At 62.4% G+C, this 26726-nt stretch carries 27 protein-coding genes and 1 riboswitch; of the genes, 11 read left to right on the top strand and 16 right to left on the bottom strand.

Annotation, left to right across the window (positions count from 1 at the left end; translation table 11 throughout):
• Nucleotides 1–21: 21 nt before the first annotated feature.
• Nucleotides 22–948: an autotransporter outer membrane beta-barrel domain-containing protein gene (locus tag B5525_RS28925; protein ID WP_425305217.1), complete on the bottom strand. Its 927-nt coding sequence runs from the start codon at nucleotides 946–948 to the stop codon at nucleotides 22–24.
• Nucleotides 949–1570: 622 nt separating this feature from the next.
• Between B5525_RS28925 and B5525_RS28920 the strand changes: the two genes are divergently transcribed.
• Nucleotides 1571–1774, top strand: coding sequence for a cold-shock protein (locus tag B5525_RS28920; protein WP_079569050.1), 204 nt, complete (start codon nucleotides 1571–1573; stop codon nucleotides 1772–1774).
• A gap of 108 nt (nucleotides 1775–1882) precedes the next feature.
• Here the strand turns inward: B5525_RS28920 and purN are convergent, their stop codons facing one another.
• Together purN and purM are read right to left on the bottom strand one after the other, a co-directional pair.
• Nucleotides 1883–2536 (bottom strand): phosphoribosylglycinamide formyltransferase, encoded by a 654-nt coding sequence (gene purN / locus B5525_RS28915; protein WP_079569049.1) that lies wholly within the window; start codon nucleotides 2534–2536, stop codon nucleotides 1883–1885.
• Nucleotides 2537–2540: 4 nt separating this feature from the next.
• Entirely contained in the window at nucleotides 2541–3614 is a 1074-nt protein-coding gene (purM, locus tag B5525_RS28910; RefSeq protein ID WP_079569048.1) for a phosphoribosylformylglycinamidine cyclo-ligase, read from the bottom strand.
• 156 nt (nucleotides 3615–3770) lie between these two features.
• On the opposite strand from purM, the gene B5525_RS28905 reads away from it, so the two are divergent.
• The 4 genes from B5525_RS28905 (at nucleotide 3771) to ppx (ending at nucleotide 8882) form a co-directional block, all read left to right on the top strand.
• Nucleotides 3771–4313 (top strand): CDP-alcohol phosphatidyltransferase family protein, encoded by a 543-nt coding sequence (locus B5525_RS28905; protein ID WP_079569047.1) that lies wholly within the window; start codon nucleotides 3771–3773, stop codon nucleotides 4311–4313.
• A 36-nt stretch (nucleotides 4314–4349) separates the two neighbouring features.
• On the top strand, nucleotides 4350–5027 hold the full coding sequence (locus B5525_RS28900; RefSeq protein WP_079569046.1) for a DnaA ATPase domain-containing protein: 678 nt from the start codon (nucleotides 4350–4352) through the stop codon (nucleotides 5025–5027).
• Between the two features lie 141 nt (nucleotides 5028–5168).
• A complete protein-coding gene (locus B5525_RS28895) occupies nucleotides 5169–7367 on the top strand; it encodes an RNA degradosome polyphosphate kinase (protein WP_079569045.1) in 2199 nt (732 codons plus the stop codon).
• A gap of 12 nt (nucleotides 7368–7379) precedes the next feature.
• Nucleotides 7380–8882 carry an exopolyphosphatase gene (ppx, locus tag B5525_RS28890; protein ID WP_079569044.1) on the top strand — a complete coding sequence of 501 codons (1503 nt, stop codon included), beginning with the start codon at nucleotides 7380–7382 and terminating at the stop codon, nucleotides 8880–8882.
• A gap of 9 nt (nucleotides 8883–8891) precedes the next feature.
• On the opposite strand, the gene B5525_RS28885 is transcribed toward ppx, so the two are convergent.
• On the bottom strand, nucleotides 8892–9761 hold the full coding sequence (locus tag B5525_RS28885) for a YjbE family putative metal transport protein (RefSeq protein WP_079569043.1): 870 nt from the start codon (nucleotides 9759–9761) through the stop codon (nucleotides 8892–8894).
• A gap of 63 nt (nucleotides 9762–9824) precedes the next feature.
• A complete protein-coding gene (gene ndk, locus B5525_RS28880) occupies nucleotides 9825–10247 on the bottom strand; it encodes a nucleoside-diphosphate kinase (protein ID WP_079569042.1) in 423 nt (140 codons plus the stop codon).
• A 279-nt stretch (nucleotides 10248–10526) separates the two neighbouring features.
• Between ndk and B5525_RS28875 the strand changes: the two genes are divergently transcribed.
• Together B5525_RS28875 and B5525_RS28870 are read left to right on the top strand one after the other, a co-directional pair.
• Nucleotides 10527–10778 (top strand): sulfur globule protein precursor, encoded by a 252-nt coding sequence (locus tag B5525_RS28875; protein WP_079573919.1) that lies wholly within the window; start codon nucleotides 10527–10529, stop codon nucleotides 10776–10778.
• Between the two features lie 199 nt (nucleotides 10779–10977).
• Nucleotides 10978–11163: a hypothetical protein gene (locus tag B5525_RS28870; RefSeq protein ID WP_079569041.1), complete on the top strand. Its 186-nt coding sequence runs from the start codon at nucleotides 10978–10980 to the stop codon at nucleotides 11161–11163.
• A gap of 10 nt (nucleotides 11164–11173) precedes the next feature.
• Here B5525_RS28870 and B5525_RS28865 read toward each other — a convergent pair whose 3' ends face one another.
• Complete coding sequence (locus tag B5525_RS28865; protein ID WP_079569040.1) at nucleotides 11174–12229, bottom strand: threonine aldolase family protein; 1056 nt, start codon at nucleotides 12227–12229, stop codon at nucleotides 11174–11176.
• A gap of 63 nt (nucleotides 12230–12292) precedes the next feature.
• Nucleotides 12293–12399, bottom strand: a riboswitch (SAM-I-IV-variant riboswitch).
• A gap of 517 nt (nucleotides 12400–12916) precedes the next feature.
• Between B5525_RS28865 and B5525_RS47590 the strand changes: the two genes are divergently transcribed.
• On the top strand, nucleotides 12917–13399 hold the full coding sequence (locus tag B5525_RS47590; RefSeq protein WP_172899994.1) for an integrase core domain-containing protein: 483 nt from the start codon (nucleotides 12917–12919) through the stop codon (nucleotides 13397–13399).
• Nucleotides 13400–13595: 196 nt separating this feature from the next.
• Here the strand turns inward: B5525_RS47590 and B5525_RS28855 are convergent, their stop codons facing one another.
• Nucleotides 13596–14180 (bottom strand): DUF2147 domain-containing protein, encoded by a 585-nt coding sequence (locus B5525_RS28855; RefSeq protein ID WP_079573917.1) that lies wholly within the window; start codon nucleotides 14178–14180, stop codon nucleotides 13596–13598.
• A 388-nt stretch (nucleotides 14181–14568) separates the two neighbouring features.
• Nucleotides 14569–15894, bottom strand: a complete 1326-nt coding sequence (gene ltrA / locus B5525_RS28850; protein WP_172899993.1) for a group II intron reverse transcriptase/maturase — start codon at nucleotides 15892–15894, stop codon at nucleotides 14569–14571.
• A gap of 680 nt (nucleotides 15895–16574) precedes the next feature.
• Here ltrA and B5525_RS28845 point away from each other — a divergent pair.
• Nucleotides 16575–16880, top strand: a complete 306-nt coding sequence (locus B5525_RS28845) for a hypothetical protein (protein WP_079569037.1) — start codon at nucleotides 16575–16577, stop codon at nucleotides 16878–16880.
• Between the two features lie 114 nt (nucleotides 16881–16994).
• On the opposite strand, the gene B5525_RS28840 is transcribed toward B5525_RS28845, so the two are convergent.
• A complete protein-coding gene (locus tag B5525_RS28840) occupies nucleotides 16995–17231 on the bottom strand; it encodes a PilZ domain-containing protein (RefSeq protein ID WP_079569036.1) in 237 nt (78 codons plus the stop codon).
• A gap of 298 nt (nucleotides 17232–17529) precedes the next feature.
• Here B5525_RS28840 and B5525_RS47965 point away from each other — a divergent pair, with 298 nt between their 5' ends.
• Nucleotides 17530–17835 (top strand): transposase, encoded by a 306-nt coding sequence (locus tag B5525_RS47965; protein ID WP_244568093.1) that lies wholly within the window; start codon nucleotides 17530–17532, stop codon nucleotides 17833–17835.
• A gap of 164 nt (nucleotides 17836–17999) precedes the next feature.
• Here B5525_RS47965 and B5525_RS28830 read toward each other — a convergent pair whose 3' ends face one another.
• The 4 genes from B5525_RS28830 to B5525_RS28815 form a co-directional block, all read right to left on the bottom strand.
• Entirely contained in the window at nucleotides 18000–19160 is a 1161-nt protein-coding gene (locus tag B5525_RS28830; protein ID WP_244567622.1) for a L,D-transpeptidase, read from the bottom strand.
• Nucleotides 19161–19351: 191 nt separating this feature from the next.
• Nucleotides 19352–19708, bottom strand: coding sequence for a hypothetical protein (locus tag B5525_RS28825; RefSeq protein ID WP_244567621.1), 357 nt, complete (start codon nucleotides 19706–19708; stop codon nucleotides 19352–19354).
• A gap of 204 nt (nucleotides 19709–19912) precedes the next feature.
• Nucleotides 19913–20305, bottom strand: a complete 393-nt coding sequence (locus B5525_RS28820; protein WP_079569034.1) for a septal ring lytic transglycosylase RlpA family protein — start codon at nucleotides 20303–20305, stop codon at nucleotides 19913–19915.
• A gap of 588 nt (nucleotides 20306–20893) precedes the next feature.
• A complete protein-coding gene (locus B5525_RS28815; RefSeq protein WP_079569033.1) occupies nucleotides 20894–21754 on the bottom strand; it encodes an SDR family oxidoreductase in 861 nt (286 codons plus the stop codon).
• A gap of 184 nt (nucleotides 21755–21938) precedes the next feature.
• On the opposite strand from B5525_RS28815, the gene B5525_RS28810 reads away from it, so the two are divergent.
• Nucleotides 21939–23810 (top strand): ABC-F family ATP-binding cassette domain-containing protein, encoded by a 1872-nt coding sequence (locus B5525_RS28810; RefSeq protein ID WP_079569032.1) that lies wholly within the window; start codon nucleotides 21939–21941, stop codon nucleotides 23808–23810.
• A gap of 46 nt (nucleotides 23811–23856) precedes the next feature.
• Here the strand turns inward: B5525_RS28810 and B5525_RS28805 are convergent, their stop codons facing one another.
• The 3 genes from B5525_RS28805 to B5525_RS28795 form a co-directional block, all read right to left on the bottom strand.
• Nucleotides 23857–24405, bottom strand: coding sequence for a hypothetical protein (locus tag B5525_RS28805; protein WP_079573914.1), 549 nt, complete (start codon nucleotides 24403–24405; stop codon nucleotides 23857–23859).
• A 123-nt stretch (nucleotides 24406–24528) separates the two neighbouring features.
• Nucleotides 24529–24987: a DNA polymerase III subunit chi gene (locus tag B5525_RS28800; RefSeq protein ID WP_079569031.1), complete on the bottom strand. Its 459-nt coding sequence runs from the start codon at nucleotides 24985–24987 to the stop codon at nucleotides 24529–24531.
• A gap of 20 nt (nucleotides 24988–25007) precedes the next feature.
• On the bottom strand, nucleotides 25008–26510 hold the full coding sequence (locus tag B5525_RS28795) for a leucyl aminopeptidase (protein ID WP_079569030.1): 1503 nt from the start codon (nucleotides 26508–26510) through the stop codon (nucleotides 25008–25010).
• Between the last annotated feature and the right edge of the window lie 216 nt (nucleotides 26511–26726).

The following is a 26726-nucleotide window of genomic DNA, read 5'->3' as shown; positions in this document are numbered from 1 at the left end:
ACAGGTCCCGCGTCGGCGTCGCTAGAATTTCAACTCGACGCCGAGCGTTCCCTGATGCGACTGCAGCGCGGCGCGGAACTTGGCGTCGTAGTTGAGATAGAGCCGCGCCGTGTTGCTCAGGCTGAGCGAAGCGGACGCGCCGGCGTCCGCGCCGTACCGGCTCTCGCCGATGCCCTGTACGGTGATGCTCTCGGCGCCGAGGCTGACGGTGATCGAACTGAAATTCTGAGAGGTATTGTCGACAAACTTGCCGTAGGCGGACAGATCGAAAATCTTTTGATCCAATATCCAGTAGTGCCCGACCTCCGCGCCCAGCAGGATGCGCGAGCGCTCCACCGACGTCCCTGTCGCCATCAGCTGATCGAGCCCGCCGACCTCCTGGAACGATCCGGTCGTGGCACGCACATATTCGAGTGCGGCTTTCGGCACGATCCGGCTCTGGTCGATGTTCCAGTAGTAGCTGAGCTCGGTCAGCGCGCCGTCGATCCTGGCATTGTAGCCGGCGCTGGCGGTGCCGAAGCCGGTGTCCCGGCTTGAATTGATCTTGCCGAACCCATGGACCAGCGCGACCGCCCAGGTCCAGGGTCCGTTGTCGACCGAGGCGTTGAAGCCGAACTGGGTGAGATCGAGGGTTGCCGACTGCAGCGCCAGCGGAACGTCGATCGCGGTGCGGCTCTGGTCGACCGAAACGCCCAGATTGACACCGGGCGCGACCATCGCGCCAAGGCCTGCGACGCCGCCCCACGTCTGGCGGTGATCGCCGACGAAATCAGCCTGCGCGCCGGTATTGACCGAGATCCCGTAGGCTTCGCCCCAAGTCCGAAACCGTGGCGCGTCGGTTGCCTCGGAGGCGCCGCCGCCGCCCGGATTGGTCCGCAAACCTCGCCCGAAGCCGGACGACGCCTGGCTTCCAAGCCGTTCCAGGAAATTGCTGCCGAGATTGGTCACGGTCGCGCCGGCCGACAGATCGGAATTGATTGATGTCGATGTCGGCGTCGGCGACGGACTGGGGAGCGGCGTAGGGCTCGGGGACGGAGTCGGGTTTGGAGTAGGCGTAGGGCTGGGTGATTGGGCATGCGCCGGCGAAGACGCCACTGCGGCGGCCAGCATCAGGCCAAAGACGATGGCAACGGCTCTTGCAACCCCGCGGCCGGCGCCCCTCTCTCTTGATCGCGCAGGCTGCGGTGAGCAGCACATCGATGCCATTCCCAAAGAGTACCAACTTGGTAAAAATTACTAAAATAACGCCGGCCGGCGCGGATTTGCCTCCAGTTCTTCCGGACCGTCAATCGGTCTTGGTCGTTGGCGAGGGCATTAGCCGACATTGTTGTTCCGTTGCCACAGCTGTTCGGGGGCAGTCCCTGTCGCCGCTCGATTTCGTGAACCGCGCCAAAAGCTTGCTAACGCGCAAATTTCGTGTTGCAATATCCGGCACAATCGGATTTAGGCCGATCGACTGTGCGTTTCGCGACCGAGAAATTGAGCAGCAGACATCCGAAAAGCCCGCTTGTGGCGTGGCACGCGTAAAGCGTGGCCGCGTCTTTTTTACGTCTAGACCAGGAGACAGGCGATGCAAAAAGGCACCGTCAAGTGGTTCAACCCGACAAAGGGTTATGGGTTCATCAAGCCGATGGTCGGCGATAAGGACGTGTTCGTCCATATCTCGGCGGTCGAACGTGCTGGGCTCTCTACCCTCAACGAAAACCAAGTTATCGAATACGACCTCGTGGAGAATCGCGGCAAGACTTCCGCGGAAAATCTGAAGGTCTCGTAAGCTTCGTCACGATGCGCGCAAGCATTCCTGATGTACCCCCGGCCTCTGCCGGGGGATTTTTATTGCTCGCCGCCTAACCGGCGTTGCCCCCATTCTCCGAGCAAAAGCCTAGCCGATGCCGGGCGAAATCAGGCTCGCGTCGGAGCCTGAGCCGCCGACTGTCTTGCAGGTATTGCCCTCGATCCGGATCCGGCCACCGGCCAGCAGCCGCAGCGCGGCAGGGTAGATGCGGTGCTCGATCGCAAGGATACGCTCCGCCAGCCTCTCGGGCGTGTCGTCGTCGTAAACCTCGACCGCGCCCTGCATCAGGATCGGGCCGGCGTCCGTTTCCGGAATGACAAAATGCACGGTTGCGCCCGAGATCCTCACGCCGGCGCGCACCGCCTGGGCCTGCGGTTCGAGCCCGGGAAACGACGGCAGCAGCGAGGGATGAATATTGAGCATACGACCGTACCAGCGCTGCACGAATTCAGCGGTGAACAACCGCATGAAGCCGCCCAGGCAGATCAGGTCGATTCGGCGCTGATCGAGCGCCGCCTGCAGCACCGCCTCGAACGCCGCGCGATCCTTGCCGAACGGTTTGCTTTCGATGACGCGCGTCGCAATGCCGCTAGCGGCTGCTTTTTCCAGCCCGCCGGCATCGGCCCGGTTGGAAATGACGAGAACGATCTCGGCTGGAAAATCCGCAGCCGCCGCAGCCTCGATCAGCGCGGCCATGTTCGATCCACGCCCCGAAATCAGGATTGCGACACGGCGCTTCATGGACTCACCGGGAAAGATCGAGATGACCGTTATAGACCACGCGGTGTTCACCTGCGGCCGGAATCACCTCGCCCAGCAGGGTGACGGTCTCGCCGGCCTCCGTGAGGATCCCGCTGACCTGTTCGATCGCGTCCGGTTTGACGATGGCGATCATGCCGATGCCGCAGTTGAAGGTGCGCAGCAGCTCGAGTTCGGCGATACCGCCCTGCCCCGCCAGCCACTTGAACACCGGCAACACCGGCAGGCGTGCCAGGTCGATGCCGACGCCGAGATGCTTGGGCAACACGCGCGGAATGTTGTCGGTGAACCCGCCGCCGGTGATATGGGCAAGTCCCTTGACCGCCCCGGTTTCACGGATCGCGCGCAGGCACGATTTGACATAGAGCCGTGTCGGCGCCAGCAGCGCGCCGCCCAGCGTCATGACCGGCGAAAACGGCGCCGGCGCATCGAACGGAAGACCCGAGGTTTCGACGATTTTCCGCACCAGCGAAAACCCGTTGGAGTGAACACCCGACGAAGCCAGACCGATCACCGCATCGCCCACGGCGATATCGGGTCGCGGCAACAGCGTGCCGCGCTCGGCCGCACCGACCGCAAAGCCCGCCAGGTCGTAATCCCCGTCCTTGTAGAGGCCGGGCATTTCGGCGGTCTCGCCGCCGATCAGCGCACAGCCGGATTCCCGGCAGCCTTCGGCGACGCCGGCGACGATGGCAGCGGCGGCCTCCGGATCGAGTTTGCCGCAGGCGAAATAGTCCAGAAAGAACAAGGGCTCTGCGCCCTGCACGACGAGGTCGTTGACCGACATCGCCACGAGGTCGATGCCGATGCCGCTATGCAGGCCGGTCTCGATTGCGATCTTGACCTTGGTGCCGACGCCGTCGGTGGCGGCGACCAGAACCGGGTCCTTGAAGCCCGCGGCCTTGAGATCGAACAGCCCGCCGAAACCGCCGATTTCGGCATCCGCGCCGGCGCGGGCGGTCGCGCGAACCATCGGTTTGATGAGATCGACCAGACGATTGCCGGCATCGATATCGACGCCTGAATCCGCGTAAGTGAGCCCGTTTTTGCGGTCGACCATGGCCTATTCCAGATGATGGCGGCTGGTTACGTCGGATTCCGCCGATGCGCAATGGCTCGCAAGCGCTACGCGCATGTACTATGTAGACAGGAACCGGCTAACCTCGCAAAGGGCCAGACCTTTCGTAAAATCAGGCCGGTAGCCGGGAAGCGCCGCGTGAGTATCCCCAACATCATTACCCTGGGCCGCATCCTGCTGGTCCCGATCATCGTCTGGGCGATCGCCTCCAGCCAGATGGAGATCGCGTTTGCGATCTTCATCATCGCTGGCGTCAGCGATGCCGTCGACGGCTTTCTGGCCAAGCGCTTCAATATGGCGAGTGAATTGGGAGCCCTGCTCGATCCACTGGCCGACAAGGCGCTTCTGGTCTCGATCTACGTGGCGCTCGGAATCTGGGGCGCCGTGCCGCGCTGGATCGTCATCCTGGTGGTGTCGCGCGATATCATGATCGTCTCCGCCGTGATTGTGTCATGGTTGTTCGGCAAGCCGATTCCGATGAAACCGTTGATGGTGTCGAAGCTCAATACCGTGGCGCAGGTTGCGTTCGCGGCTTTGGTGCTGGCAGCGCTTGGATTTGGCTTCAATCCGACGCCGTACGATCTAATCCTGATGGGTCTTGTCACGATCTTTACTTTGGCTTCTGTGTCGCTCTATCTCGTGGAGTGGATGCGGCACATGAGCACGATCGAAGCCAAATAAGTCAGCGCCGGCCGGTTCCGGCATGGAGTAATTCAGGTGCCAGGCCGCGTTGAACCCCGTCAGCTCGCATTTGCGCTGCCGCACACGGAAAGCCTGACGCGCGACAATTTCCTGGAGGGGCCGGCCAATGCCGCAGGGCTGGTGCTGGTCGACAGCTGGCCCGAATGGCCCAACCGGATCATGCTGCTGGTTGGGCCCGAGGGTTCCGGCAAGAGCCATCTGGCCGCGATCTGGGCGGAGCAAGCGGGCGCGCGCTCGACATCGGCGCATGCGCTGACCCCGCCTTCCGTGCCCGCCGCGCTGGCGACCGGGGCTTTGGTCGTGGAGGATTTGAATCCGTCCGAGGTCGACGAACGCGCACTGTTTCATTTGATGAATCTGGCGCGGGAAGACCAGGCCTTCGTGCTGATCACCGCACGGGTGCCGCCCTCGACGTTTCAGATCGAACTGCGCGACCTGCGCTCGCGCCTGCGCGCCGTGCCGACGGTATCGCTGCTGCCGCCCGACGATGCGCTGTTTCGCGCGCTGATCGTCAAGTTCTGCGCCGATCGTCAAATGGCGGTCGATGAGAGCGTGGTCAGCTATCTGGCAACCCGGATCGAGCGGTCCTATGCCGCCGCAAGGCGGGCTGTCGAACTCCTGGACAGCGAAGCCCTGCGCCTGGGCCGGCCGGTAACCCGGGCGTTGGCGGCGGAATTGCTGCGTAATGCCTGATGGCCGCAGGCCCAGTCGCATCTTGACGGCAAGAGCGCGGCGGACGTCAATGTCACTGAAACGTCGTCGCGATAACACATGCTTTGCCGCATCCGTGCCTAGAATCGCGCTGGTGTCTGCTCTGGGATAGATTGAAACTTCATGGAACCCGCGCAAGCTATTGTAATTAAAGAAAAAGAGTCGGAACCGGAGACTGTTCCGACGATTGCCCACAGCCCCGAACGCTTCATCAACCGCGAGCTTTCCTGGCTGCATTTCAACCGCCGGGTACTTGAGGAATCGGTCAATGCCGGCCACCCCGCGCTCGAGCGGGTGCGATTCCTGTCGATTTCCGCCAATAACCTTGATGAATTTTTCATGGTCCGCGTCGCCGGCATCAAGGCCCAGGTGCGGGAGGGCATCACCGAGCGCAGCCCCGACGGGCGCACGCCCGCCGAGCAGCTCGTCCTCATCAACGAGACCGTCTCAAAACTCGCCAACGACCAGCAGGCGATCTGGCGCGATCTGCGGGGGGTCCTGGCCGAAGTCGGTGTCGTTCTGGTCGATGGCCGCGATGTCACCAAGATCGAGCGAAACTGGATCGAGGATCATTTCCTCCACAACATCTTCCCGTTGCTGACGCCGCTGGCGATCGATCCGGCCCACCCCTTCCCGTTCATCCCGAGCCTCGGCTTCACCATCGCGCTGCATTTGGCGCGGGTCTCCGATGGCAAGCCGATGAACGCGCTGATCCGCATGCCCGGCAAGATCGACCGCTTCATTCGCCTGCCCGCCGGCAAGGACGGCGCGGTGCGGCTGATCACGCTGGAGCAGGCCACCGGCCTGTTCATCGGCCGGCTGTTCCCCGGCTATACGGTCAAGGGCCAGGGCGCGTTCCGCGTGATCCGGGATTCCGAACTCGAAATCGAGGAAGAGGCGGAAGATCTGGTGCGGCTGTTCGAAACCGCGCTGAAGCGCCGTCGGCGGGGATCGGTGATCCGGCTTGAAATCGAAGCCAAGATGCCGGACGAATTACGCGGCTTCGTGCAGCGGGCGCTTTCCGCGGCCGACGATGAGGTACTGCTGGTCGACGGCGTGCTGGCGATGAACGAACTGTCGCAACTGACAAGGCTCGACCGGCCGGATCTCGAATTCCCGCCCTACGTGCCCCGTCATCCCGAGCGCGTGCGCGATCATGGCGGCGACATCTTCGCCGCGATCCGGCAAAAGGATCTGATCGTCCATCACCCTTACGAATCCTTCGACGTCGTGGTGCAGTTCCTGCAGCAGGCCGCGCGCGACCCCGATGTCGTCGCCATCAAGCAGACACTCTATCGCACCTCCAACAACTCGCCGATCGTGCGCGCACTGGCGGAGGCCGCGGAAGCCGGCAAGTCGGTGACGGCGCTGATCGAGCTCAAGGCGCGGTTCGACGAGGAAGCCAACATCCGCTGGGCGCGCGATCTCGAACGCGCGGGCGTCCAGGTGGTGTACGGATTCCTCGAACTGAAGACCCACGCCAAGCTGTCGCTGATCGTGCGCCGCGAGGGCGGCAGCCTCACGACCTATGTCCACACCGGCACCGGCAACTATCACCCGGTCACCGCGCGCATCTACACCGACCTGTCCTATTTCACCTCCGATCCGATCATCGGACGCGACGCCGCGCGGGTATTCAACTACATCACCGGCTATGCCGAGCCGAGCGACATCGAGAAGATGGCGGTATCGCCGCTCACGCTGCGCAAGCGGATGATCGAACATATCCACGGCGAAACCAGCCACGCCCGTCACGGCAGGCCGGCCGCGATCTGGATGAAGATGAACTCGCTGGTCGATCCCGACATCATCGACGCGCTGTACGAGGCCTCGCAGGCCGGCGTGCCGATCGAGCTGGTAGTGCGAGGCATTTGCTGTTTGCGGCCGGGCATTCCCGGACTTTCAGACAACATCCGCGTCAAGTCGATCATCGGCCGATTCCTGGAACACGGCCGAATCTACTGCTTCGGCATGGGTCAGGGCCTGCCGAGCGCAAAAGCGGCTGTGTATATCTCGTCCGCCGACATGATGCCGCGCAACCTCGACCGCCGCGTCGAAGTCCTCTGTCCGTTGCAAAATCCCACGGTGCATCAGCAGGTTCTCGAACAGATCATGGTTGCGAACCTCAAGGATAATGAGCAGAGCTGGCAGTTGTTGCCGGACGGGTCGTCAACGCGTATGAAGGCCGCGAAAGGCGAAGAGCCTTTCAACCTGCATAATTATTTCATGACGAATCCGAGTCTGTCAGGCCGTGGAAAGTCTCTCAAGGAATCTTCGCCACGCCGCCTCACGCGCCGTACCGAGCGTCAGCATTCATCATAAGGGATCCCTGCGGTGAAACGGCCGCGCAAGCGCGCATCCAGCGTCGCGGTCATCGACATCGGCTCCAATTCGGTGCGTCTCGTCGTCTATGAATCGATGGCGCGCAGCCTGATCACGATTTTCAACGAGAAGGCGCTGTGCGGGCTCGGCCGCGAGGTCCAGACCACCGGCATTCTGGCGCCGGACGCCGTCGCCAAGGCGCTGACGGCGTTGCGGCGTTTTCGCGCGCTGTGCCGGGTGATGAAGGTCGGCCGTGTGCACGCCATCGCCACCGCCGCCTGCCGCGACGCCAGCAACGGCCCGGATTTCATCGCCAAGGCCGAGCGCATCTGCGGCGGCAAAATCGAAATCCTGTCGGGCCCGCGCGAGGCAAAACTGTCCGCGCTCGGCGTGATCTCGGGCGTTCACCGGCCGGACGGCATCGTCGGCGATCTCGGCGGCGGTTCGCTGGAACTGATCGACGTGCGTGGCAACCGCGTTCGCGGCGGCGTGACGCTGCCGCTCGGAAGCCTGGCGCTGCAAGACTTGTCGCATAAATCGCTGAAGCGCGCCGAGCGCATCGTCAAGACCGAGCTTTCCGACGTCATCCAGCTCAAGGCCGGCCGCGGCCGCACCTTTTACGCGGTCGGAGGAACCTGGCGCGCACTGGCGCGCATCCACATCATCCAGAGCGAATATCCGCTTGGCGTGATGCACGGCTATTCGATACCGGCGCAGGACGCGCTTGATTTCGCCCGGCGCCTGCGCAGTCTGGTAGCGACGAACATGCTGGCCAATATCGAAGTCGTCGCCGATGCCCGGCGTCCGCTGCTGGCCTATGCGGCGCTCGTGCTCGAACACGTCATCCGCGTCGCGCAGCCGAAGACCATCGTGTTTTCGACCTTCGGCGTGCGGGAAGGTCTGCTTTACGAGAAGCTGCCGGACGCCGAACGCGCCAGGGACGGATTGATTTGCGCCGCGCAGACGCTGAACGAGCTGTTGTCGCGATCCGCGCGCCATGCCCAGGAATTGATCGAATGGTCCGATCGCCTGGTGCGCGTCGTCAGGCTGCGCGAGACCGAGGAAGATCGCCGCCTGCGCCACGCCGCCTGCCTGCTGTCGGACATCGGCTGGCGGGTGCATCCCGACCACCGCGGCGAGGAAACGCTCAATTTGATCACCAACGGCAATTTCGGCTCGATCAGCCATCAAGGCCGGGCGTTCGTCGCACTGTCGGTGTTCTACCGCTATGCGGGGTTGAGCGAACAGAACGAACCGCCGGCGCGGATCAGGGCCCTGGTGCCGCCGGCGATGGACGAACGCGCGCGGCTGCTCGGCGCCGCCTTTCGCGTCGCCCATCTGATCTCGGCGGCGCGGCCGGGCGTGCTGCCGGCAACCCACTTCCGAAGCCAGGGCCGCAAGCTGATGCTGGTGTTCGAACACCAGCTGGTCGATCTGGTCGCCGATCGCGTCGGCAGCCGGTTCAAGCAGCTGGCGCGGCTGGTCGGCCGCTCCGGATCGATCGTGCGGCGCTGACCTGTTCAGTTACGGCCGGTCCACCGGACGCGCCGCCTCGCCGGTCTCCGCCAGCGCGAGATGATCGAGCTCGCGCAGCTTGCGCTTCCGCCAAATCGACCCCACGACCAACACCGCGATCGCGCCAAGGATCGAGCAGATGTATTCGACCAGGTCCATGTCGACGCTGAAGTGCTGCGACACGCCGAAGATCGTCGAGGTGACGTGAAAATTGAGCACGACCTGGCCATCGAGAAGCCGTTGCAGGAGCGGCTGGACCGCCGGATCGGTCTCGATCACATCGCCCGCGATCCAGCCGAGCAGCGTCGCCCCCAGCCAGATCAGAATCGGAAAGCGGTCGAGCACAAACATGATCAGCGCAGCGCCTGCGATGATCATGGGAATGCTGATGGCAAGCCCCAGGATCAACAGCGAAAGCTGCCCGTTGGCGGCGGCAGCGACCGCGATGACGTTGTCGAGACTCATGACGATGTCGGCGATCACGACGATCTGGATCGCATGCCACAGGCTGGTGCCCGCGGCGACGCCGTCGCCCTCGTCTTCCGGAACCAGCAGCCTGGCCGCGATCAGGAGCAGCGCGATTCCGCCGACCAGCTTCAGATAGGGCAGCACCATCAGCTTGGCGACGATGCCGGTGAATGCGATCAGGAGCAGCACCGCGATGCCGGCGCCGATCACCATGCCCCACACGCGCTGCCGCCCCGCCAGGCCGCGGCAAGCCATCGCGATCACGAGCGCATTGTCGCCCGACAACAGCACGTTGATCCAGATGATCTTGCCGACCGCCAGCCAGAACACCGGCGTGTGCATGTCGGTGCGCAGCTGCGCGAAAAACCCGCCGAGTGTGGCGGGATCAACGACCTGCAACAGCCAGTTCACAGCCTACCCCCTGGCGCAAGCAGCCGCGGTGATCGCCGGCCGGCTTGCGCGCGCCGGCCGCAATCAGCCGACGATCTCGTTGCCCGAGAAGAACTGCGCGATCTCGATCGCGGCCGTCTCCGGAGCGTCCGATCCATGCACCGAGTTCTCGCCGATCGACTTCGCATGCACCTTGCGGATCGTGCCCTCCGCCGCCTTGGCAGGATCGGTCGCGCCCATGACGTCGCGGTACTTGAGCACGGCGCCCTCGCCTTCGAGGACCTGGACCACGACCGGCGCGGAAATCATGAAGTCCACCAGTTCGCCGAAGAACGGACGCGCTTTGTGGACGGCGTAGAAGGTTTCGGCCTGTGCGCGGGTCATCTGGATGCGCTTCTGCGCAACGATGCGCAGTCCGGCCTTCTCGATCAGCGCGTTGATCGCGCCGGTCAGATTGCGCGCGGTCGCGTCGGGCTTGATAATCGAAAAGGTGCGTTCAATCGCCATGATTTCGTCCTTGCAAAGCTGCTGGGAAGTTGCGGGGCTTATATCGGCGCCGACGGCCAACGGCAAGCGACCCGGCGAGACGCCTTGCCGGGCGAGCCGCGGCGGGGCAGATGAATTACAACAATTTCACGAAGATTAACCCTCCCTGACACGGCCGTGCGGTCCTCGTTCAGCCTGGGAGGCCTAGGCTGCCATCGACCGAACGCTCCCGCTCGAGGGGGCGTCAACGGGAAAACCTCATCGATGGCGCTGACCGCGCCGAACCCCGAGGAGACGACCATGTTACGCAAACTCTCGCTTGTTGCCGTCGCCGCAGCTTCGCTTGGAGCGGCCGCGTTGGCGCCGACCTCCGCCTCGGCCTGGGGCGGCTGGCACGGTGGCTGGCATGGCGGCGGCTGGCATCGCGGCTGGGTGGGTCCCCGCTTCTATGTCGGCGGCCCCACTTATTATGGGTATGGCGGCTGCTATGCGCGCCAATTGGTTCCGACGCCGTGGGGACCCCGCTGGCGCCTGGTCAATCGCTGCTATTGAGCGCAGCGTTCGATCGCCGATGACGCAGGCCCCGGCCCGATTGTGCCGGGGCTTTGCCTTGACGCCGGAGCGGATCGGGTTCCCCTTCATACAATTTTTACTGGAAAGCATGCAAATCCATCGCGGGCGGAAACAATATTTGGCCTCATGACTTGATCCGGTGTCACTCAGCGAACACGGATGCCAGACGGAACTAGTCATGAACGGCCGAATCGACGACAGCAGCGAAACGATTGATTACAAGACCAGCCGGTCGATCTGCGACGCGGTAGGCGAAAGGCTGCAGCAGAACCTGCGTCCCGAAGATTCGCGCCTGTCCCCTCACCTCCAGCACCTGATGGACGAATTGCGCCGGCGGGACAGTGAGGAATTTCGCAGGCGCTAGAACTGGCCGCTCATTCATGACCGGCCTCGCCGGCGCCTGATGCAATTTGGCGAATATCGGCGGCGAGCTCGTCGACGCGTTGCGGCGAAGAATCCCATGCAAACATGAAGCGGGCTCCGCCACCGATGAAAGTGTAGAATCGCCAGCCGCGGTCACGCAGCGCGTCGAGCTTGGTGTCGCTCATGAGAACGAACACCGCATTGGCTTCAACAGGAAACAGGATTTCGACGCCGGGCAATCCGCCGATCTGCCGCGCCAGCCGAGCCGCGCAGGCATTGCCGTGCGCGGCGTTGCGCAGCCAGGCCCCGGTTTCCAACATGCCGACCCAGGACGCCGACAGAAAGCGCATCTTCGAGGCCAGCTGCCCGGCCTGCTTGCAGCGATAATCAAAGTCCTCCGCGAGTTTGCCGTTGAAGAACAGGATCGCTTCGCCCACGGCCATGCCGTTCTTGGTGCCGCCGAAACAGAGCACGTCGACGCCGGCGCGCCATGTCATGTCGGCGGGGCTGCAGCCGAGGCTGGCGCAGGCGTTGGCAAAGCGCGCGCCGTCCATGTGCAGGCTCAAGCCGAGTTCGCGGCAGCACGCCGAAATCGCCCGCAACTCGGCGAGGCTGTAGACCTGTCCGGTCTCGGTCGGCTGGGTGATGGTCACGACGCGCGGCTTCGGAAAATGGATGTCGTTGCGATTGGTCGCGATGGCGCGGATCGCCTGCGGCATCAGCTTGCCGTCCGCAGATGGGGCCACCAGCAGCTTCGAGCCGTTGGAGAAGAACTCCGGCGCGCCGCACTCGTCGGTCTCGACATGCGACGAGGCCGTACAGATCACGCTGTGATAGGACTGGCAGAGCGAGGCCAGCGCCAGCGAGTTGGCCGCGGTGCCGTTGAAGACAAAGAACACCTCGCATGCGGTTTCGAACTGCACGCGAAAGGCATCCGAGGCCCGCGCCGTCCATTCGTCCTCGCCATAGGCGGGCGCCTGGCCCTGGTTCGCCGCTGCCATTGCGGCCCAGGCCTCGGGGCAGATTCCCGAATAATTGTCGCTGGCAAATTGCTGGGGATCGCTCATTCCGCACCGCCTCTGGTTCATCAGGTCTCGGCCATCCCGGGCAAAGCTGACGAAAGCTTGCGGCGCTGTCCCGTTTGTTGCCGGATCGGCCGCATCTCCCCGGTTCGGGGATGCCACCTTGCTCGGGAGCAGGTTGGCGTCGAGCGTCAGCTCAACTCTTGATGTCGGGAACAGATTTAATCGGAAAAATTTGATGTGGCAAGGCCGCGCGCGGTTCAGGCTCGTCAAGAGCGAATCCCTGTCCATGGAATCGATGCTCCAGACATCAATCAGCGATCTCGCGGCGTGAAACGCCCGAGTTTTGCAAGAGCCGATCGCCCCGAAAGAGGGCGTGGGGAATGCCGGGTGCCCAGTGCACCCGCAGCCTCGTGTGCGAAGTGGTAGTGCAAGATGCACACGAGTATTCACAGCGGTCGCACCGGAAATCACCCGGCATCCCCGCACGCAATGGTTTTAACGGCTTCCTTCGCGCTCTCCCCGGCGATCGGGCTTTCTTGTCACCGTCGCCCGCGAAAACTTGTTTTCGCGAACTTGACGCCAGCGTCGAGGCGTCAGGACCACACGACTTCTCCGTCCGCAAGTTAGGCGCTCTCGTCAGCAGCACCGCTCGCGTCCATCGCATCCAGCCCCGCGTCCGTGACGATCGCGATATGCCCCTTAAGTGGGGTGGACGGCTGCGGATATAAGGTGATTTGGGATTTCGGAAAACCAGAATATTTTTTCAAACGGGACTGGACAGGTAGAAACAGCTTGATCCGGCTTGGGAAATTAGATTTTACACGCAAATCCGCCGAGCGCGGGAGGCCGGCAGCGCTGGATCACGCGCTTGCCGATCGCAAGCCCAGGCCCGCCAGTCTCATTCATCATTCCGATCGTGGCGTGCAATATGCTTCAACCGATTATCGCCAGCGCCTCGCCGGCCATGATATCACCGTCAGCATGAGCAGGCCCGGCAATCCTTACGACAATGCCAAAGCCGAGAGCTTCATGAAGACTCTCAAGACCGAGGAAGTCGACGGCCGCCGCTTCAAGAACATCGAGCACGCAAGACGTTCCATCAGCGTCTTCATCGGCACCATCTACAACACCGAGCGTCTTCACTCCGCCCTCGGCTACCGCCCGCCACTTGAGTTCGAAACCAACTTCGCGCTAGCCATGAACCCAAAGTGAAAATGCCCTGTCACAGAAATTACCGTGTCTCACTTATGGGGTGCAGTCCAGCACTGCCACCGTAATTCAACTGTCACCGTAATTCCACTGTCACCGTAATTCCCTACCGCAACCCGTAATTCCATTTTCGCCTATTGATGACGAGACCATTTCCTCCCCTTTTACCCTCTTCACAATCCCAGGGAGGATAGAAACTCTAATGCGCTGGCGCCATCTTTCTCTGCATCCCCGGTGTCGTGGCGGGCGGCTTCATCGCGGCGGCCTGCGCGGGGAAATATTTGGCAACGATGGCGGGATCGACTTGGGCGATGGCGCTATCGGGCAGGCGGGTCCAGGTCTCGTCGCGGCCGAGCAGCGAGATGCCGATATAGCCGCGCAGCGTCAAGGTCTGCCCATCCGGGCTCAAGGTCATCTTGGCGCTGTAGATCTTGCCGTCGCGGGGATCGAGCACGTTGCCGTTCTCATATTTCAGACCATTGCGCTTCATGTCGCGGACGAAGGAGATACCGAGCCATGGCGCGTTCTTGCGGTCGTCGGTGCACTCCGAACAGATCCGCGGGCCTGTACTGCCCGGCTTGGGGAACAGTTTCGCCATCAAGCCTTCGAAGACGCCGTTGTGATCGACGACCAACACGTAAAGCCGGGGCTCGCCGTTCTCGATCTTCTGCCACAGGCCCGCCGCGGAGGGCTCGGCCGCAGCAGGCCAAGCAGCGGCCGCCCAGAGGGTAAGGCCCACGATCAGCGACAGCAATCGCCGAAGTCCGAAAGACAAATTCCGCATCGTTGTCACCTCGACCAATCCGTCGAATTCGATGACCGCCTTCAATTGCTGAAAACTACGGCCATTTTGCGAGCAGCTCGTGGAAAGCTGCGGTCGCGGCCCGGATAGTAGTTGGTCAACTCCTGCAGCGCGTTGGCATAGTTCGCCTGGACCCTGGTGCGCTGCGGCCGTTCATGTCCGTTCCGGGTCAATCTCGACCAAGTTGGGCTATCCCCGTGACGTCCGGTTTACTCCCGATAGCGACCGAACTGCGGACATCGTGGGAGGTCCGTTTCGGTAGAGTCGAGGATGGGCGCGGTAGCTTGGGCCATTCGGCAACGCTCCGTTTCCCATCCCCGCTCATCGAACCGGACGTGCCCGATTAAGGCATCCGGCTCTCCGACTGATTTCACCGTGAGGCACACAGCGGGGCCGTTAGGGGTAGGCGTTCGAGACGCAGCAGACCGTGTTGTCCATAGACAACGTCGAGAGAGAACCGGTGTGTGCCACGTCCTGCCACTTTGTGCCGTCTGGCGAGGAAGTCGCGTACGCGCTCATAAACGTATCGGTCAATGCCGCGGAATGCCGATCGGCGCGTTCCATGGCAGAAGTAGTTCGACCAGCCAAGCAGAGAGCTGTTCAGCGTGTCGCGCACTTCGGGCCATGGATCGTTGTTGCCAGGCACCAGCAGATTGCCAACCTTCGTTTTGAGCCGTTGCACGCTCTTCTTGGACGGGCTCGCGCTCAGATACCAATGACCGTTCGCTTTGTAACGGTGAGGTCCGAACGAGTAGCCGAGGAAGTCGAAGCGTTCTTGCCGAGCATTCTTCAACGAGGTCTTGGCCTCGTTGAGTGTCAGCCCGAGCCGCGTCATCACCGCCTTCGTCCACGCCAGGGCCTCGGCCGCACATCCGCGACTGAGGATAACGAAGTCGTCGGCATACGCGATGACGTGTGCCCGGAACGCCTCCCCGCGCCCGGTCAGCCGCCAATACTTCAGGAACCGATTCATGTAGATGTTGGCCAGCAGTGGGCTCACGACGCCGCCCTGTGGCGTGCCGCGCGCGTTGCTCTTGCCACCACCGATGCGCCGGGTCCCGTCGCCATCATCCCGTTCCTCGATCGGCGCTTTCAGCCACAGCTTGATCAGCCGGAGCACGTGCCGGTCCACGATGCGACGAGCTACTGATTTCAGAAGCTCGCCGTGCGGAATCGAATCGAAGTAGCGGGATAAGTCGGCGTCGACCACGTCGGTATGGCCCCGGCAGATCAGCCGGTGCACTTCCTTGACCGCGTCCACCGCTCCGCGAACGGGGCGGTAGCCGTAGGCATTGTCCTCGAAGTCCGCCTCGAAGATCGGTTCCAGCACGAGCTTGGCGGCGGTCTGCACCACCCGATCCCGGATCGTCGGAATGCCGAGCGGTCGCTCGCCTCCGTCCGGTTTCGGTATGGACACCCGCCGCACCGGATCGGGCCGGTACGCCTTCGAAACCAGTTCCTCGCGCAGGCCCGCCAGCCACCTCTCCAGGCCCGACGCCTCAACCGCCGCAAAGGTCATTCCGTCCGTACCCGGCGCACCCGCATTTGCTCGGGCCAACGCATAGGCATGACGCAGGATGTCCGCTCGGTAAATCTTGTCGTAGAGCAGGTAGAAGCGGAAGGCAGGCTCCGCCTTCGCCTTGCGGTATAGCTTTCTCTGAAGGGTCCGGATCGTTGTCGGTGTTGCCAGGCTCATCGCCAATCACCTTCACCTCACCATCTTCGAAAGCGCACCAGAAGTCAGGGCCCTTTCCTCAGCCAGCATTACCCGGCTTCGACGGTCATACGACCCCGTCCGACTCCCGCCATGGCCGCCGCCTTCGCGACGTTGAGGCCGCTACCCTCGCCCTTGACGGGTCTCCCCCGATTACCCGAACCACCTTTCCGACGTGCCGTGCCCACTACCCCGGCGGATCAAGCGGGTGCGCGTGTCGATTGCTTCCCCGCTCATACAGCCTTCCCCAAATGGCAGGAGGGTCGGCATCCGCATTGTCACTTTCGAGGCCTGCTCAGGCTTCACTCACGTTACGGCCCGCCGGATTGCTCAACCGCCTAAAGCGGCCTTTGTCACGAGGCTCCAGCCCTGCCGGTTACCCGGCCGAACCGCTCGTCAGCTACCAGATCAATCGACAACTCTCTGGGTGGAATCTTCCTCCACTAGTGATCCGCGCCTTCGGGGCGCACTGCCAACACGCGACATTGGCCGCTTTTGTCAGGTTTCCGAGGCATCAAGCCTTCTTCCTTCCAAGAATCGGCGTAGATTTTTTTGTCATGTCCCCGCAATATTAGGCGCAGACACTGGGGCGGTTATAATCAAGCCATAGGGAGGACGAGGCGGGCCGAGAGATTGGCAATTTGGATCTCGGGAGTTTCGCTATGAATATTAGTTTCGATTTTCAGGTGGTCTGCGGCGATTGCGGCAGTCTCGGAATAAAAATTGAGAACCCGGAAAGCGCATCCCGGGAAACAATCGTCTACTGCGGAGATTGCGGCGCTCGGCGAGGGACTGTCGGCGCACTGAGAGATCTGGCCGTACGACCGGATGCGCAGGCGCTGCCTGCGAGGCAACGGACACCAAAGGTGAAATCCGGCCGCGAACTCGCAGCGATGCACAACGAGTTACAGAGCCTTCGTCGAAAGGTTCAAATTGCCGAAAGCAAGTTGGCTGACAAAGCGAACTGATATGCGGCGGTCTATTGCAGGGTCCAGATATATCCGAGGACGCAAAACACCAGCAGGGCAACGACAGCCTTCTGCCAACGGGAGGACGATCCGGTGATCACCATGATTTAACCGCTAGTCGAAAGCGACGCCGATCCGCCGCTCCTTGCGCCAAACGACGTGGCAGTGACGATTGCCAAATTCCGGATCGATCAGAAGCCGAAACGAATCCGGGATCTTCAGACCGTTCCCGACCTCGAGGTTTGCGCCGCCGATCGATATATTATGAATAGTGCAATCAAAGGCAGAGCCCCGGAACGAAATCGTTCCAGCCTGCAGGACTTCGTGACGCTCGCCAATGCGGTTGTTCATCAGCGTATCCTTTTGGTCCGGATGCTGCTCTTGACGGCAATTCGAGAACCGAAGGTGATTTGAAATGTTTCAAAGTCCGGTAAATTCGGGACGCCCAGATTAAGTCAAAGGACGCATTTATTTGAGTAAATTGGGCCTGAGAGATGATCCGTCTCAAGCTCGCGCCCAATCCAGACGACGCTGGCGCTCATTGGCCGCGCTCGTTCCGATACCGCCAGCGCACGATCACGTCGACCTCATCGCCGGTCATCGTCCTGCGGACAAGCAGTTCGGCGGTCAGCAACAGGACCACATGCACGTGCAATGCGGACAGCCACCTATCGTTGCGATTCGAAAAAATACACCCGCCGTCGGTGCGCATCTCACCAAGACCGGCAAAACACGCAAGACGGCGATCGACGGCCGCACTACCCGCTATCCCGGTTACGCGATCAGTCAGCGCATCCGCAAGCGGATCGAAGAAGGCTTCGGCTACATCAAGACCGTGGCGGTCCTGCGCAAGACAAGGCACCGCGGAACAGCACGTGTCGGCTTCATGTTCACGCTTGCCGCAGCCGCCTACAATCTCGTGCGAATCCCGAAGCTATTGGCGGCCATACCATGATGAGGAACGGGGAAGCGGTGCCTCACCAAGGATGATCCCCGCAAGAAGCAGCATAGATCCCGTCAAATCTGCCAAAAAACCCGCAATCAGCGACTTTTCCGCAGCCTGCTAGCCGGCCTTCGCGACCGCGAGGGTGGTCTGGCAGCGTTCGTTGCGCCGCTGCCTCAATGCGTGACAACGATGAAATCCGTGCCTTTTCCGGTCTCGTGGCTAAATCCGTCGTCGGAAATAATCAATGAAGAGGCTGGTGTCAGTAATTCAGATATCCTCGCAACCGTATCCTGGGGGATCTCGATGCGGTCGAGGGCCGCGTTGGCTTTATCGGGCAACGGTACCGATAGGGCGGCGGCTTGCTTTGCGGGCGGTTCGCGCTCTTTCCCGGCAGCCTCGAACATACGAGGAAATTCCTTCTGAAGCGATACGACGGTCCAGCGAATGGCCGCTCCCTCGTTCTGGAATTCCATCGCGGTAAACACGTGCGTTCCCAGCGGCTCCTCCCGATTTTCGATCTTGATCGGAACATCAAACAAAGGCGAGAAGCCCTGGCGCACGAAGAGCTTGCTCAACTTGCGACTCACGAAGACGGAGATCGGAACGATCTTTTTAGATGCACCTCCGGCGCGAGCCGAGCCTGGAATCTGGAGATCAGAGGTTTCCGGAGTTTCGGCGTTGGACACTGGTGATCCCTGCGTTGCCGCGGCTGCACCGATGCTGTTGCCCGCGACAGTGCCAGCCTGAAATTCCGCCGAATCGGACACGGTTTTCGGCTGGAAAAGGTGCGGATTGGTTATCTCGACCGGCTGGACATCGTCGCGCGCAATGATCACGCGCGTGCCGCGCTTCGTGAGATGCCACAGTCGCGCGGCAAAGTCGTTTTTCAAACGGATGCAGCCGTGTGACGCCGGATGCCCGGGCACGAAACCGGCATGCAACGCGATCCCCGACCAGGTGATGCGCTGCATGTAGGGCATGGGGGCCGCGCTATAAATATTCGAACGGTGCCATCGTTGTTTGCCGATAACGCTGAACACGCCGAGGGGCGTAGGATGCCCCTGAATTCCCGTGGACACCGAAGAGCGCGCGATCAGGGTCCCGTCGTCGAAAAGCGAGACCCGTTGGTCTGCGATCGAGATGACGATCTGGAGCGGGCCCTTCGCAGCGGCCTCGGGCCGGGCGTTCCCTGCCGATTCAGAGTTTGTCTGCCGGTGGTGGTGCTTGTGTTTGAACGGAGCATAGTGGTGTGGCCAGAACGTGTACCGGGGCCAGAACAGAAATTGAGCGTGTGCGGTTCCTGCCGAGAGCACCAAAATGGCGAATACCGCCATTGTTATCGCGCGGACGGATCCGATGTTGATGCGTCGGGAGAGAGGTGCAGAGGAGAGAGGTGCAGACATGGCGCTCACGGCACTGTTCAGGCGTTTCCGCGCGCCGCAGTGCTGGTAATTCCCGCGCGGACATCGCCCGATTCTGGAGGCGCGATTTGGTCGTTTCGAGACGATGCCTGCGAAGCCGGCGCCTAACGCGTCATTCCGATAGCACGCCACCGCGCTTCGAAAGTATCCGGGTCATCCGGCGCCCGCGCTTGTGAATCCAAGGGATTGCCGGGCTTCTCTGGCGGGGCGCTTTTAATTTCTCGATCGGAATTCGGTTGTGCTGAAGCCTGCGTGGGCCACTCCAACAAGGATTTCGAAAGCATGGGCTTGCCTTCGTACCAGCATTTTCTTCCGTCAATCAGACGCCAGGACCAATATCCGTGCGAATTTGACGGCGTCGCGGCACTGCATTCTTGTTTCGCCTGCGCAGTTGGTATCCCGATCGACGAGAACGTCGCGATGCAGGCGGCGAAAGCGACTAACAGGGTCTGTGCCCTCATTCAGTACCTCATGCAATGAAGTCGCATGCGATATCCAAGTAGAAACGCGGCATTCCCGGCAGCAATGTCTCCTTCAAATCTGGTCGGAGTGGGTCGAAAATTGGGCAGTGGCTGTCGGATGAAGGCCGTAGGTTTCTCTACGGCCTTCATCCGATTACTGGCAGGACAGTCAGGGTTGGTCGTATCCGCGCCGCCGAAGCTGGCTCAGCCCTTGAGAGAACGGTCCGAACGGCTGCCGTGAGTCCCGGCGGACAGCACGGTTAGCGTGACCGGCGCGAGGCCGGAGGATCCGATCGCCCGCGCGCCGGCCGGCGTCAGGTCGATGACTCGACCCCGGATGTAAGGACCGCGATCGTTGATGCGGACGACGACCGAGCGGCCGGTCTGGATGTTGGTGACCTCGACCATGGTGCCGAACGGCAGAGTGCGGTGAGCCGCCGTGAGCGCAAAGGCATGGGCATACTCGCCATTGGCGGTTGGCTCGCCACTGTATACCGATGCAATTCCTGTCTGGGTTTCCGCCCTAGATGAAGAAGAAAACGAAATACATGCGATTAGAATCCCCACTCCAAGTACTGTGATGCGCCGATCCTTCACTTATAGCCTCATATGTTGTTGATGTTGTCACCAACTCGAAACAAGTTCGCAGTTGATGGAGGCCATTACATATTCAAATGCGGTCATTGTGCGACGCAACAAAGTTATTACGAAGTTGCCGGAACCACCATTTTGACGACGACAAATGACCGAACCGGCGATGGTGGCATTGGGTCACGGCTCGCCGCGACGGACCGCGACCGCTCGCATGATGGATTGCTGCGGATTCCAATCTCTCGCTTGCGAACGGCGCCGTGACACGCGGAACGATCGTTGCCGAGAGCCCGTCCGATGCTCTCCGCGGCACGCAGGAGTTCGAACGCCGTCCAGTCAAACACCAGGTCTGCGATCCTGCACCGCATGCCCAATTATCGTCGCGTGCACGACTGTCCGTATTCCTGATTTCATCGCGATGTCTGTGCGGGATTGTTTCCGCTCGATCGGGGCGCCGATATTGAAACGAACGACGACTTCGGCGAGCGGCGATGATAGTGCGGTCGCGTTCGGCGGATGACGCCTTCGGCTAATCCGCCCGAGCTTCACGTGATGGGTATCGCTGCGCTCCACCCATCCTGCGGGCTTCTGCACTCAAAGATTCACGTCCAAGCCGAACTCGCTCTTCATCAGGATTTTGTATTCCTCATCGCTGGCTCCGCCATACTCGACCATTTCTTCATCGGTCTTGCTCGCTCGCCACGTGAGGAACGGCACCGCGTCCGACCCGACCGGATAGCGGAGTTGCCAACTGTCGCCGTCGACGATCTCTCGTATTTGTTCCCCGACGACGTATGGCGAGGTCGGCTTCGTGAGTGATGCGGCAAACAAGGCGGCTTGACGTCGGGCATGCGGATAAGGACTGTCCTGCGGTTGCGGCCTCGCCTTACCGAATATCGGCGTGGCGATGACGCCCGGTTCGATGATCGCTACACGCACATTGAACGCCTTCATTTCCTGCGCAAGGCACTCGCTCAGCGCCTCAAGAGCGAACTTGGAAGCGGCGTACGCTGCTGCTGGAGCCAGAGCCATCCGGCCGGCAATCGAGGTTACATTGACGATGCATCCATGCCGACGTTCGCGCATGCCCGGTACTACAGCCTTGATGCAGCGCAGCGCACCGAAACAATTGGTCTCCATGACTTCGCGGAATCTGGCCATCGGCACCTCCTCCACCGATCCGCCACCACCTATCCCCGCGTTGTTCACGAGAACGTCAATCCTGCCGTTCTCCGCAATCGCCTTACTGATCGCATTCTCAACGGAAGCATCGTCATCCACGTTAAGCGCAGCTACCGTCACCGCGAGCTTTTCTGCGGAGACGATCTTCTGCAGTTCACCGGCGCCATCCAGATTTCGCATTGTCGCAATGACCTGATGGCCCGCGCGTGCGAGCGTCACTGCGGTCGCCAATCCTATGCCACTGCTCGTGCCAGTAACCAATGCGATTGCCATTGCTGCCTCCCGTTGAAGCGTGCCGACAGTGGGAACGACCGGCATCTCCGGTCCCTAGCCCCTGAGCATACGATGGAACGACAAATCCGGCCAATTCCTGGCCCGCCGCATCGGCAAAGTCCGTTATTTTATTTGTCCAAAAAAACAGGGTTGCGTTTGGCGGCGGTTGCGGTGACAACCCCGCATGCTTTCACTCACCGAAATATCGGTCCGGATTGCCGGACGGCTTCTCATCGATCATGGCACAGCCCAGATCGTGCCGGGCGCCCGCGTCGGCTTTGTCGGCCGCAACGGGGTCGGCAAATCGACGCTGTTTGCCGCGATCCGCGGCGAATTGCCGATCGAAAGCGGCTCCATCGCCCTTCCGCCGCGCTGGCGCGTCGGCAGCCTCGCCCAGGAAGCGCCCGATGGTCCGGAAAGCCTGATCGAGGTCGTGCTGAAGGCGGACCTCGAGCGCGACGCCTTGCTGCGGGAAGCCGACACCGCCCACGATCCGCATCGGATCGCAGAGATCCAGACCCGCCTCGTCGACATCGACGCCCATTCGGCGCCCGCCCGTGCGGCTGCGATCCTCAGCGGCCTCGGCTTTTCGACCGCGGACCAGGCGCGGCCCTGCCAGGAATTTTCCGGCGGCTGGCGGATGCGCGTCGCGCTTGCCGCGACGCTGTTTTCCGCGCCCGACCTCCTGCTCTTGGACGAGCCGACCAATTATCTCGACCTCGAGGGCACGCTGTGGCTCGAAGACCATCTGGCGCATTATCCGCGCACCGTGATCGTCATCAGCCATGACCGCGACCTGCTCGATACCTCGGTCGACCAGATCCTGCATCTCGATCGCGGCAAGCTGACGCTCTACAAGGGCACCTACTCCTCGTTCGAGGAGCAGCGCGCAATGCGCGAGGTGCTCGACGCCAAGCACGCCAAGCGCCAGGCCGACGAGCGCAAGCGCCTGCAGGCCTTCGTCGACCGCTTCAAGGCCAAGGCCTCAAAGGCCCGCCAGGCCCAGTCCCGCGTCAAGATGCTGGAGCGGATGAAGCCGGTCACCGCTTTGGTGACGCAGGACGTGCGCGAAATCTCGTTTCCGGTGCCTGAGAAGATGCTGTCGCCGCCGATCATCGCGGTCGACAATGTCTCGGTCGGCTACGATCCGAAGAGCCCGGTATTGAACCGCGTCACTTTGCGGATCGATACTGACGACCGCATCGCCCTGCTCGGCTCCAACGGCAACGGCAAGTCGACGCTGGTCAAGCTGCTGGCGGGCAAGCTGCCGCCGTTCTCCGGCCATGTCACCCGCGCCGACAAGCTCTCGGTCGGCTACTTCGCGCAGCATCAGGTCGACGAGCTCGATCTCGACGGCTCGCCCTATGATCACGTCCGCAGGCTGATGCCGGAGGCAACGGAAACCAAGGTGCGCGGCCGGACCGGCGCGATCGGCTTTTCCGGCAAGGCCGGCGACACCGTGGTGCGGAGCCTGTCGGGCGGCGAAAAAGCCCGGCTGCTATTGGGACTTGCGACCTTCTTCGGTCCCAACATGATCATTCTCGACGAGCCGACCAACCATCTCGACATCGACAGCCGCGCCGCCCTGGCGGAAGCGATCAACGAGTTTCCCGGCGCCGTCATCATGGTCTCGCATGATCGCTATCTGATCGAGGCCTGCGCCGACCAGCTATGGGTGGTCGCCGATCACACCGTGACGAATTTCGACGGCGACCTCGACGATTACCGGCGCATGGTGCTGTCGGCGCGCGGCATGCGCGTCAGTGCGCGCGAGAATGGCAGCAACGATCGCGGCCGCGAAAAACCCCAGCGCAACAGAAACGAAAAGCGCAACTCGCCGAAACAGCGGATTTCGGACGCCGAGGCCGAAATCGCGCGCATCAACGGCATTATCGCGAAGATAGACACCGCGCTGGCGCTGCCGGATCTGTTCAAGCGCGATCCGAAACAGGCCGGCCAGCTCGCCAAGGCGCGCGCCGGCGCCGAGAGCGCGCTGCAGCGCGCCGAGGAAGAATGGCTGGCGGCGAGTTCGGAATTCGACAACGCGGCCGGTTGAGCCGGTTCAGGCGCGACGAGCGTTTAACCGCGGGGAGCGGCAACGATCACGTCGCCGCAGGCTTCTTCTTCGCTTTGGATTTTGCCGTCTTCGGCGGCGGGGCCTCGGCTTCCGGCCCACGCTCAATCGAGGTCAGGCGTCCGGCCGTGAAGGTATAGATCCCGCCGCGCTGGCCTTGGGCGTAGGTGATGACCGCCACCCGGTTGCCGCGCGGATTGTTGGAGAGGCTGACGCTGGCGGGCGCGCCGATGCCGCGCACGACGTCGCACTCGGTGTGACCCAGCGCCACCGTTCCCGAGGTCGAGGGAACGACCGGCTCACCGGCGGCGCCGCCGGCCGCGGCGTTGGCGTCGGCAGGACTCGCGGCGGGCGGTGCCATACCCGGGCAATAGCCCTCGGCGCTGACCAGATCTTCCGCGGTGACTGGTTTGTCAGGCGAGAGCGGCGGCGCTTCGATATTCCGGATGAACAGCCGGCTGGGACCCGAGAACCATTCGGCGTCCCTCGAGAGCAGATCGGACCCCGCGCAACCCGCGAGCAAGGGCGCGAACACACACAGCGCCAGCAGTCGTTTTGGCTTGTTGCTGTATTGCACGATCAACTAGTTTCCCACCCCAAACCAATAAGCGCTTGTCCCACCATCACTTTGCGGCACGACCGTGGCTGGATACAAGCTCGCCTGCCAAAAGCGCAGATTATCATCAATTGCCGGATATCGCTAATCCCGCCGTTGCCAGCGGCCCCGCTCGTCGGCCTGCCAATAGGTGACCTCGAAGCCGCGCGCCTTGCAATCGCTCCAGGCGCTTCTGGCGGCGGCAAGCGCGTCGCCGTCGTCGCCGTTGAAGACCAGCACCATACGCTCATAGGCGTCGCAGTCGGCAGGAAGCGCGGCGTTGTCGATCAGAAACCTGACATTGGCCCCGTTTGGATTGGCCTCTTCCACCGCCAGCACGATCGGCTGATCCGGCGCCTCGCCGGCGCCTGCGCGCCAGGTGGCATGCGGCAGGAACGAATCATCGCGATAGGTCCACAGATGCGCATCCAGCGCGTCGGCGCGCTCCTGCGACGTCGACTGCACCACCACCCGCCAGCCGCGCTCGAGCGACTTCTCAAGTAGCGGCGGCAGAACGCTTTCCAGCGACATGTTCTGCAGATGATAGAACAGCACTTCCGTCATCGGATTTAAGGCTATCTCTACTATTTCTTGGCTTCGTAATACTCCGCGACCAGCTGGTTCAGCAGGCGAACGCCATAGCCCGAGCCCCAGCTCTGGTTGATTTCGGATTTCGGCGCGCCCATCGCCGTTCCCGCGATGTCGAGATGCGCCCACGGCGTGTCGTCGACGAATCGCTGCAGGAACTGCGCGGCGGTGATCGAACCGCCGTGACGGCCGCCGGTGTTCTTCATGTCGGCGAACTGCGAATCGATCTGCTTGTCGTATTCGGCGCCGAGCGGCATACGCCAGACGCGCTCGCCCGTGGCCTGCCCGACCTTGCTCAACCGCTCGGCCAACTCGTCATTGTTGGAGAACAGCCCGGCATGTTCGGTGCCGAGCGCCACCATGATGGCGCCGGTCAGGGTTGCCAGATCGACCATGAATTTCGGCTTGAACTTCTTCGCCACGTACCAGAGCACGTCGGCGAGCACCAGCCGGCCTTCGGCGTCGGTGTTGATGATCTCGATGGTCTGGCCCGACATCGAGGTGACGATATCGCCGGGGCGCTGGGCGTTGCCGTCCGGCATGTTCTCGACGAGGCCAATGGCGCCGACCGCATTGACCCTGGCCTTGCGCGCCGCCAGCGCCTGCATCAGCCCGACGACGCAGGCAGCACCCCCCATGTCGCCCTTCATGTCCTCCATGCCGGAGGCGCCCTTGATCGAGATGCCGCCGGTATCGAAGCAAACCCCCTTGCCGATAAAGGCAACCGGCTTGTCGCCGGCCTTGCCGCCGTTCCAGCGCATGATCACGGTGCGGCCGGGCCGCGCCGAGCCCTGGGACACGCCGAGCAGCGCCCCCATGCCGAGCTTGGTCATCGCCTTGACGTCGAGGATCTCGACGCCGACGCCGAGCTTGCGCAGCTGGCTGGCGCGGCGCGCGAATTCGTCGGGGTAGAGGATGTTCGGCGGCTCGTTGACGAGGTCGCGCGCGGTGATGACGCCATCGACGATGTGGGCATCCGGCGCGAACGCCTTTTTCGCGGCGGCGGCATCGCCGACGGCAAGCGAAACGTCGGCCCGCAAGGGGGCCTCCTCGCCGTCCTTCTTCTTGGTCTTGTAGCGGTCGAATTTATAGGCGCGAAGCCGCACGCCCGCGGCGACCGCTGCCGCCTGTTCGGGCTTCATCGGTCCGTCGGGCAAGTCAGCCACGATCGTCACGGGCTCCTTGCCGGCGACAAGCTTGCCGGCGGCCGTGCCGCCGAGCGTGAAAAAGTCGTTGTCCTTCAAGCCTTCGAGCTTGCCGGCGCCGACCACGATCAGGCGCGGGGCCTTGAGGCCCTCAGGGGCCAGAATATCGAGCGTGGCGCCCCTTTTGCCCTTGAACTGGTTGGTCGCGGCCGCCCGTATGACGAGATCGGCGGCCTCGCCCAGCGCCTTGCGGGTCGCCTCGCCGAACTTCAGCGAATCATCGCAGAAAATCACCAGAATGCCGCGGGGGCTCGCGGAAAACGGGACGAAGCCGACCTTGACGGCGTCGGGCATAGGGAAGTCCTCCAAAATCGGGGCTGTCGCTGGTCGGGAACCCGCCGGGCGGCGCGCGTCATGTCTCATCCGGCCGCGATTTACGTCCGTCAAGAGCAGTCCGGCAACACTATGGCCTGCCGGCGCCCGCGCTGCCAAGCCCGACAGTGGCCGGGAGGCCACATCTCACGAATTATTAACGATATCCCGAGGGTGCCATGGCGCAGCCATTTTGTC

It is taken from the genome of Bradyrhizobium erythrophlei (genome assembly GCF_900129505.1).
In the GTDB taxonomy this organism is placed as follows: Bacteria; Pseudomonadota; Alphaproteobacteria; order Rhizobiales; family Xanthobacteraceae; genus Bradyrhizobium; species Bradyrhizobium erythrophlei_D.
The sequence above is the reverse complement of the archived record's forward strand: the minus strand, read 5'-3'. Positions and strand labels throughout refer to the sequence as shown.

Bases quoted from the DNA above. Each gene is read 5' to 3' on its own strand.
- ltrA (WP_172899993.1), bottom strand. From the start codon at position 15,894: ATGAGCCTGGCAACACCGACAACGATCCGGACCCTTCAGAGAAAGCTA.
- B5525_RS28840 (WP_079569036.1), bottom strand. From the start codon at position 17,231: ATGAACAACCGCATTGGCGAGCGTCACGAAGTCCTGCAGGCTGGAACG.
- B5525_RS28795 (WP_079569030.1), bottom strand. From the start codon at position 26,510: ATGCCCGACGCCGTCAAGGTCGGCTTCGTCCCGTTTTCCGCGAGCCCC.
- B5525_RS28810 (WP_079569032.1), top strand. From the start codon at position 21,939: ATGCTTTCACTCACCGAAATATCGGTCCGGATTGCCGGACGGCTTCTC.
- B5525_RS28875 (WP_079573919.1), top strand. From the start codon at position 10,527: ATGTTACGCAAACTCTCGCTTGTTGCCGTCGCCGCAGCTTCGCTTGGA.
- B5525_RS28870 (WP_079569041.1), top strand. From the start codon at position 10,978: ATGAACGGCCGAATCGACGACAGCAGCGAAACGATTGATTACAAGACC.
- B5525_RS28845 (WP_079569037.1), top strand. From the start codon at position 16,575: ATGAATATTAGTTTCGATTTTCAGGTGGTCTGCGGCGATTGCGGCAGT.
- B5525_RS28855 (WP_079573917.1), bottom strand. From the start codon at position 14,180: ATGCGGAATTTGTCTTTCGGACTTCGGCGATTGCTGTCGCTGATCGTG.
- B5525_RS28920 (WP_079569050.1), top strand. From the start codon at position 1,571: ATGCAAAAAGGCACCGTCAAGTGGTTCAACCCGACAAAGGGTTATGGG.
- B5525_RS28815 (WP_079569033.1), bottom strand. From the start codon at position 21,754: ATGGCAATCGCATTGGTTACTGGCACGAGCAGTGGCATAGGATTGGCG.
- ndk (WP_079569042.1), bottom strand. From the start codon at position 10,247: ATGGCGATTGAACGCACCTTTTCGATTATCAAGCCCGACGCGACCGCG.
- B5525_RS28800 (WP_079569031.1), bottom strand. From the start codon at position 24,987: ATGACGGAAGTGCTGTTCTATCATCTGCAGAACATGTCGCTGGAAAGC.
- B5525_RS28830 (WP_244567622.1), bottom strand. From the start codon at position 19,160: ATGGCGGTATTCGCCATTTTGGTGCTCTCGGCAGGAACCGCACACGCT.
- B5525_RS28895 (WP_079569045.1), top strand. From the start codon at position 5,169: ATGGAACCCGCGCAAGCTATTGTAATTAAAGAAAAAGAGTCGGAACCG.
- B5525_RS28865 (WP_079569040.1), bottom strand. From the start codon at position 12,229: ATGAGCGATCCCCAGCAATTTGCCAGCGACAATTATTCGGGAATCTGC.
- purN (WP_079569049.1), bottom strand. From the start codon at position 2,536: ATGAAGCGCCGTGTCGCAATCCTGATTTCGGGGCGTGGATCGAACATG.
- purM (WP_079569048.1), bottom strand. From the start codon at position 3,614: ATGGTCGACCGCAAAAACGGGCTCACTTACGCGGATTCAGGCGTCGAT.
- B5525_RS28825 (WP_244567621.1), bottom strand. From the start codon at position 19,708: ATGAGGGCACAGACCCTGTTAGTCGCTTTCGCCGCCTGCATCGCGACG.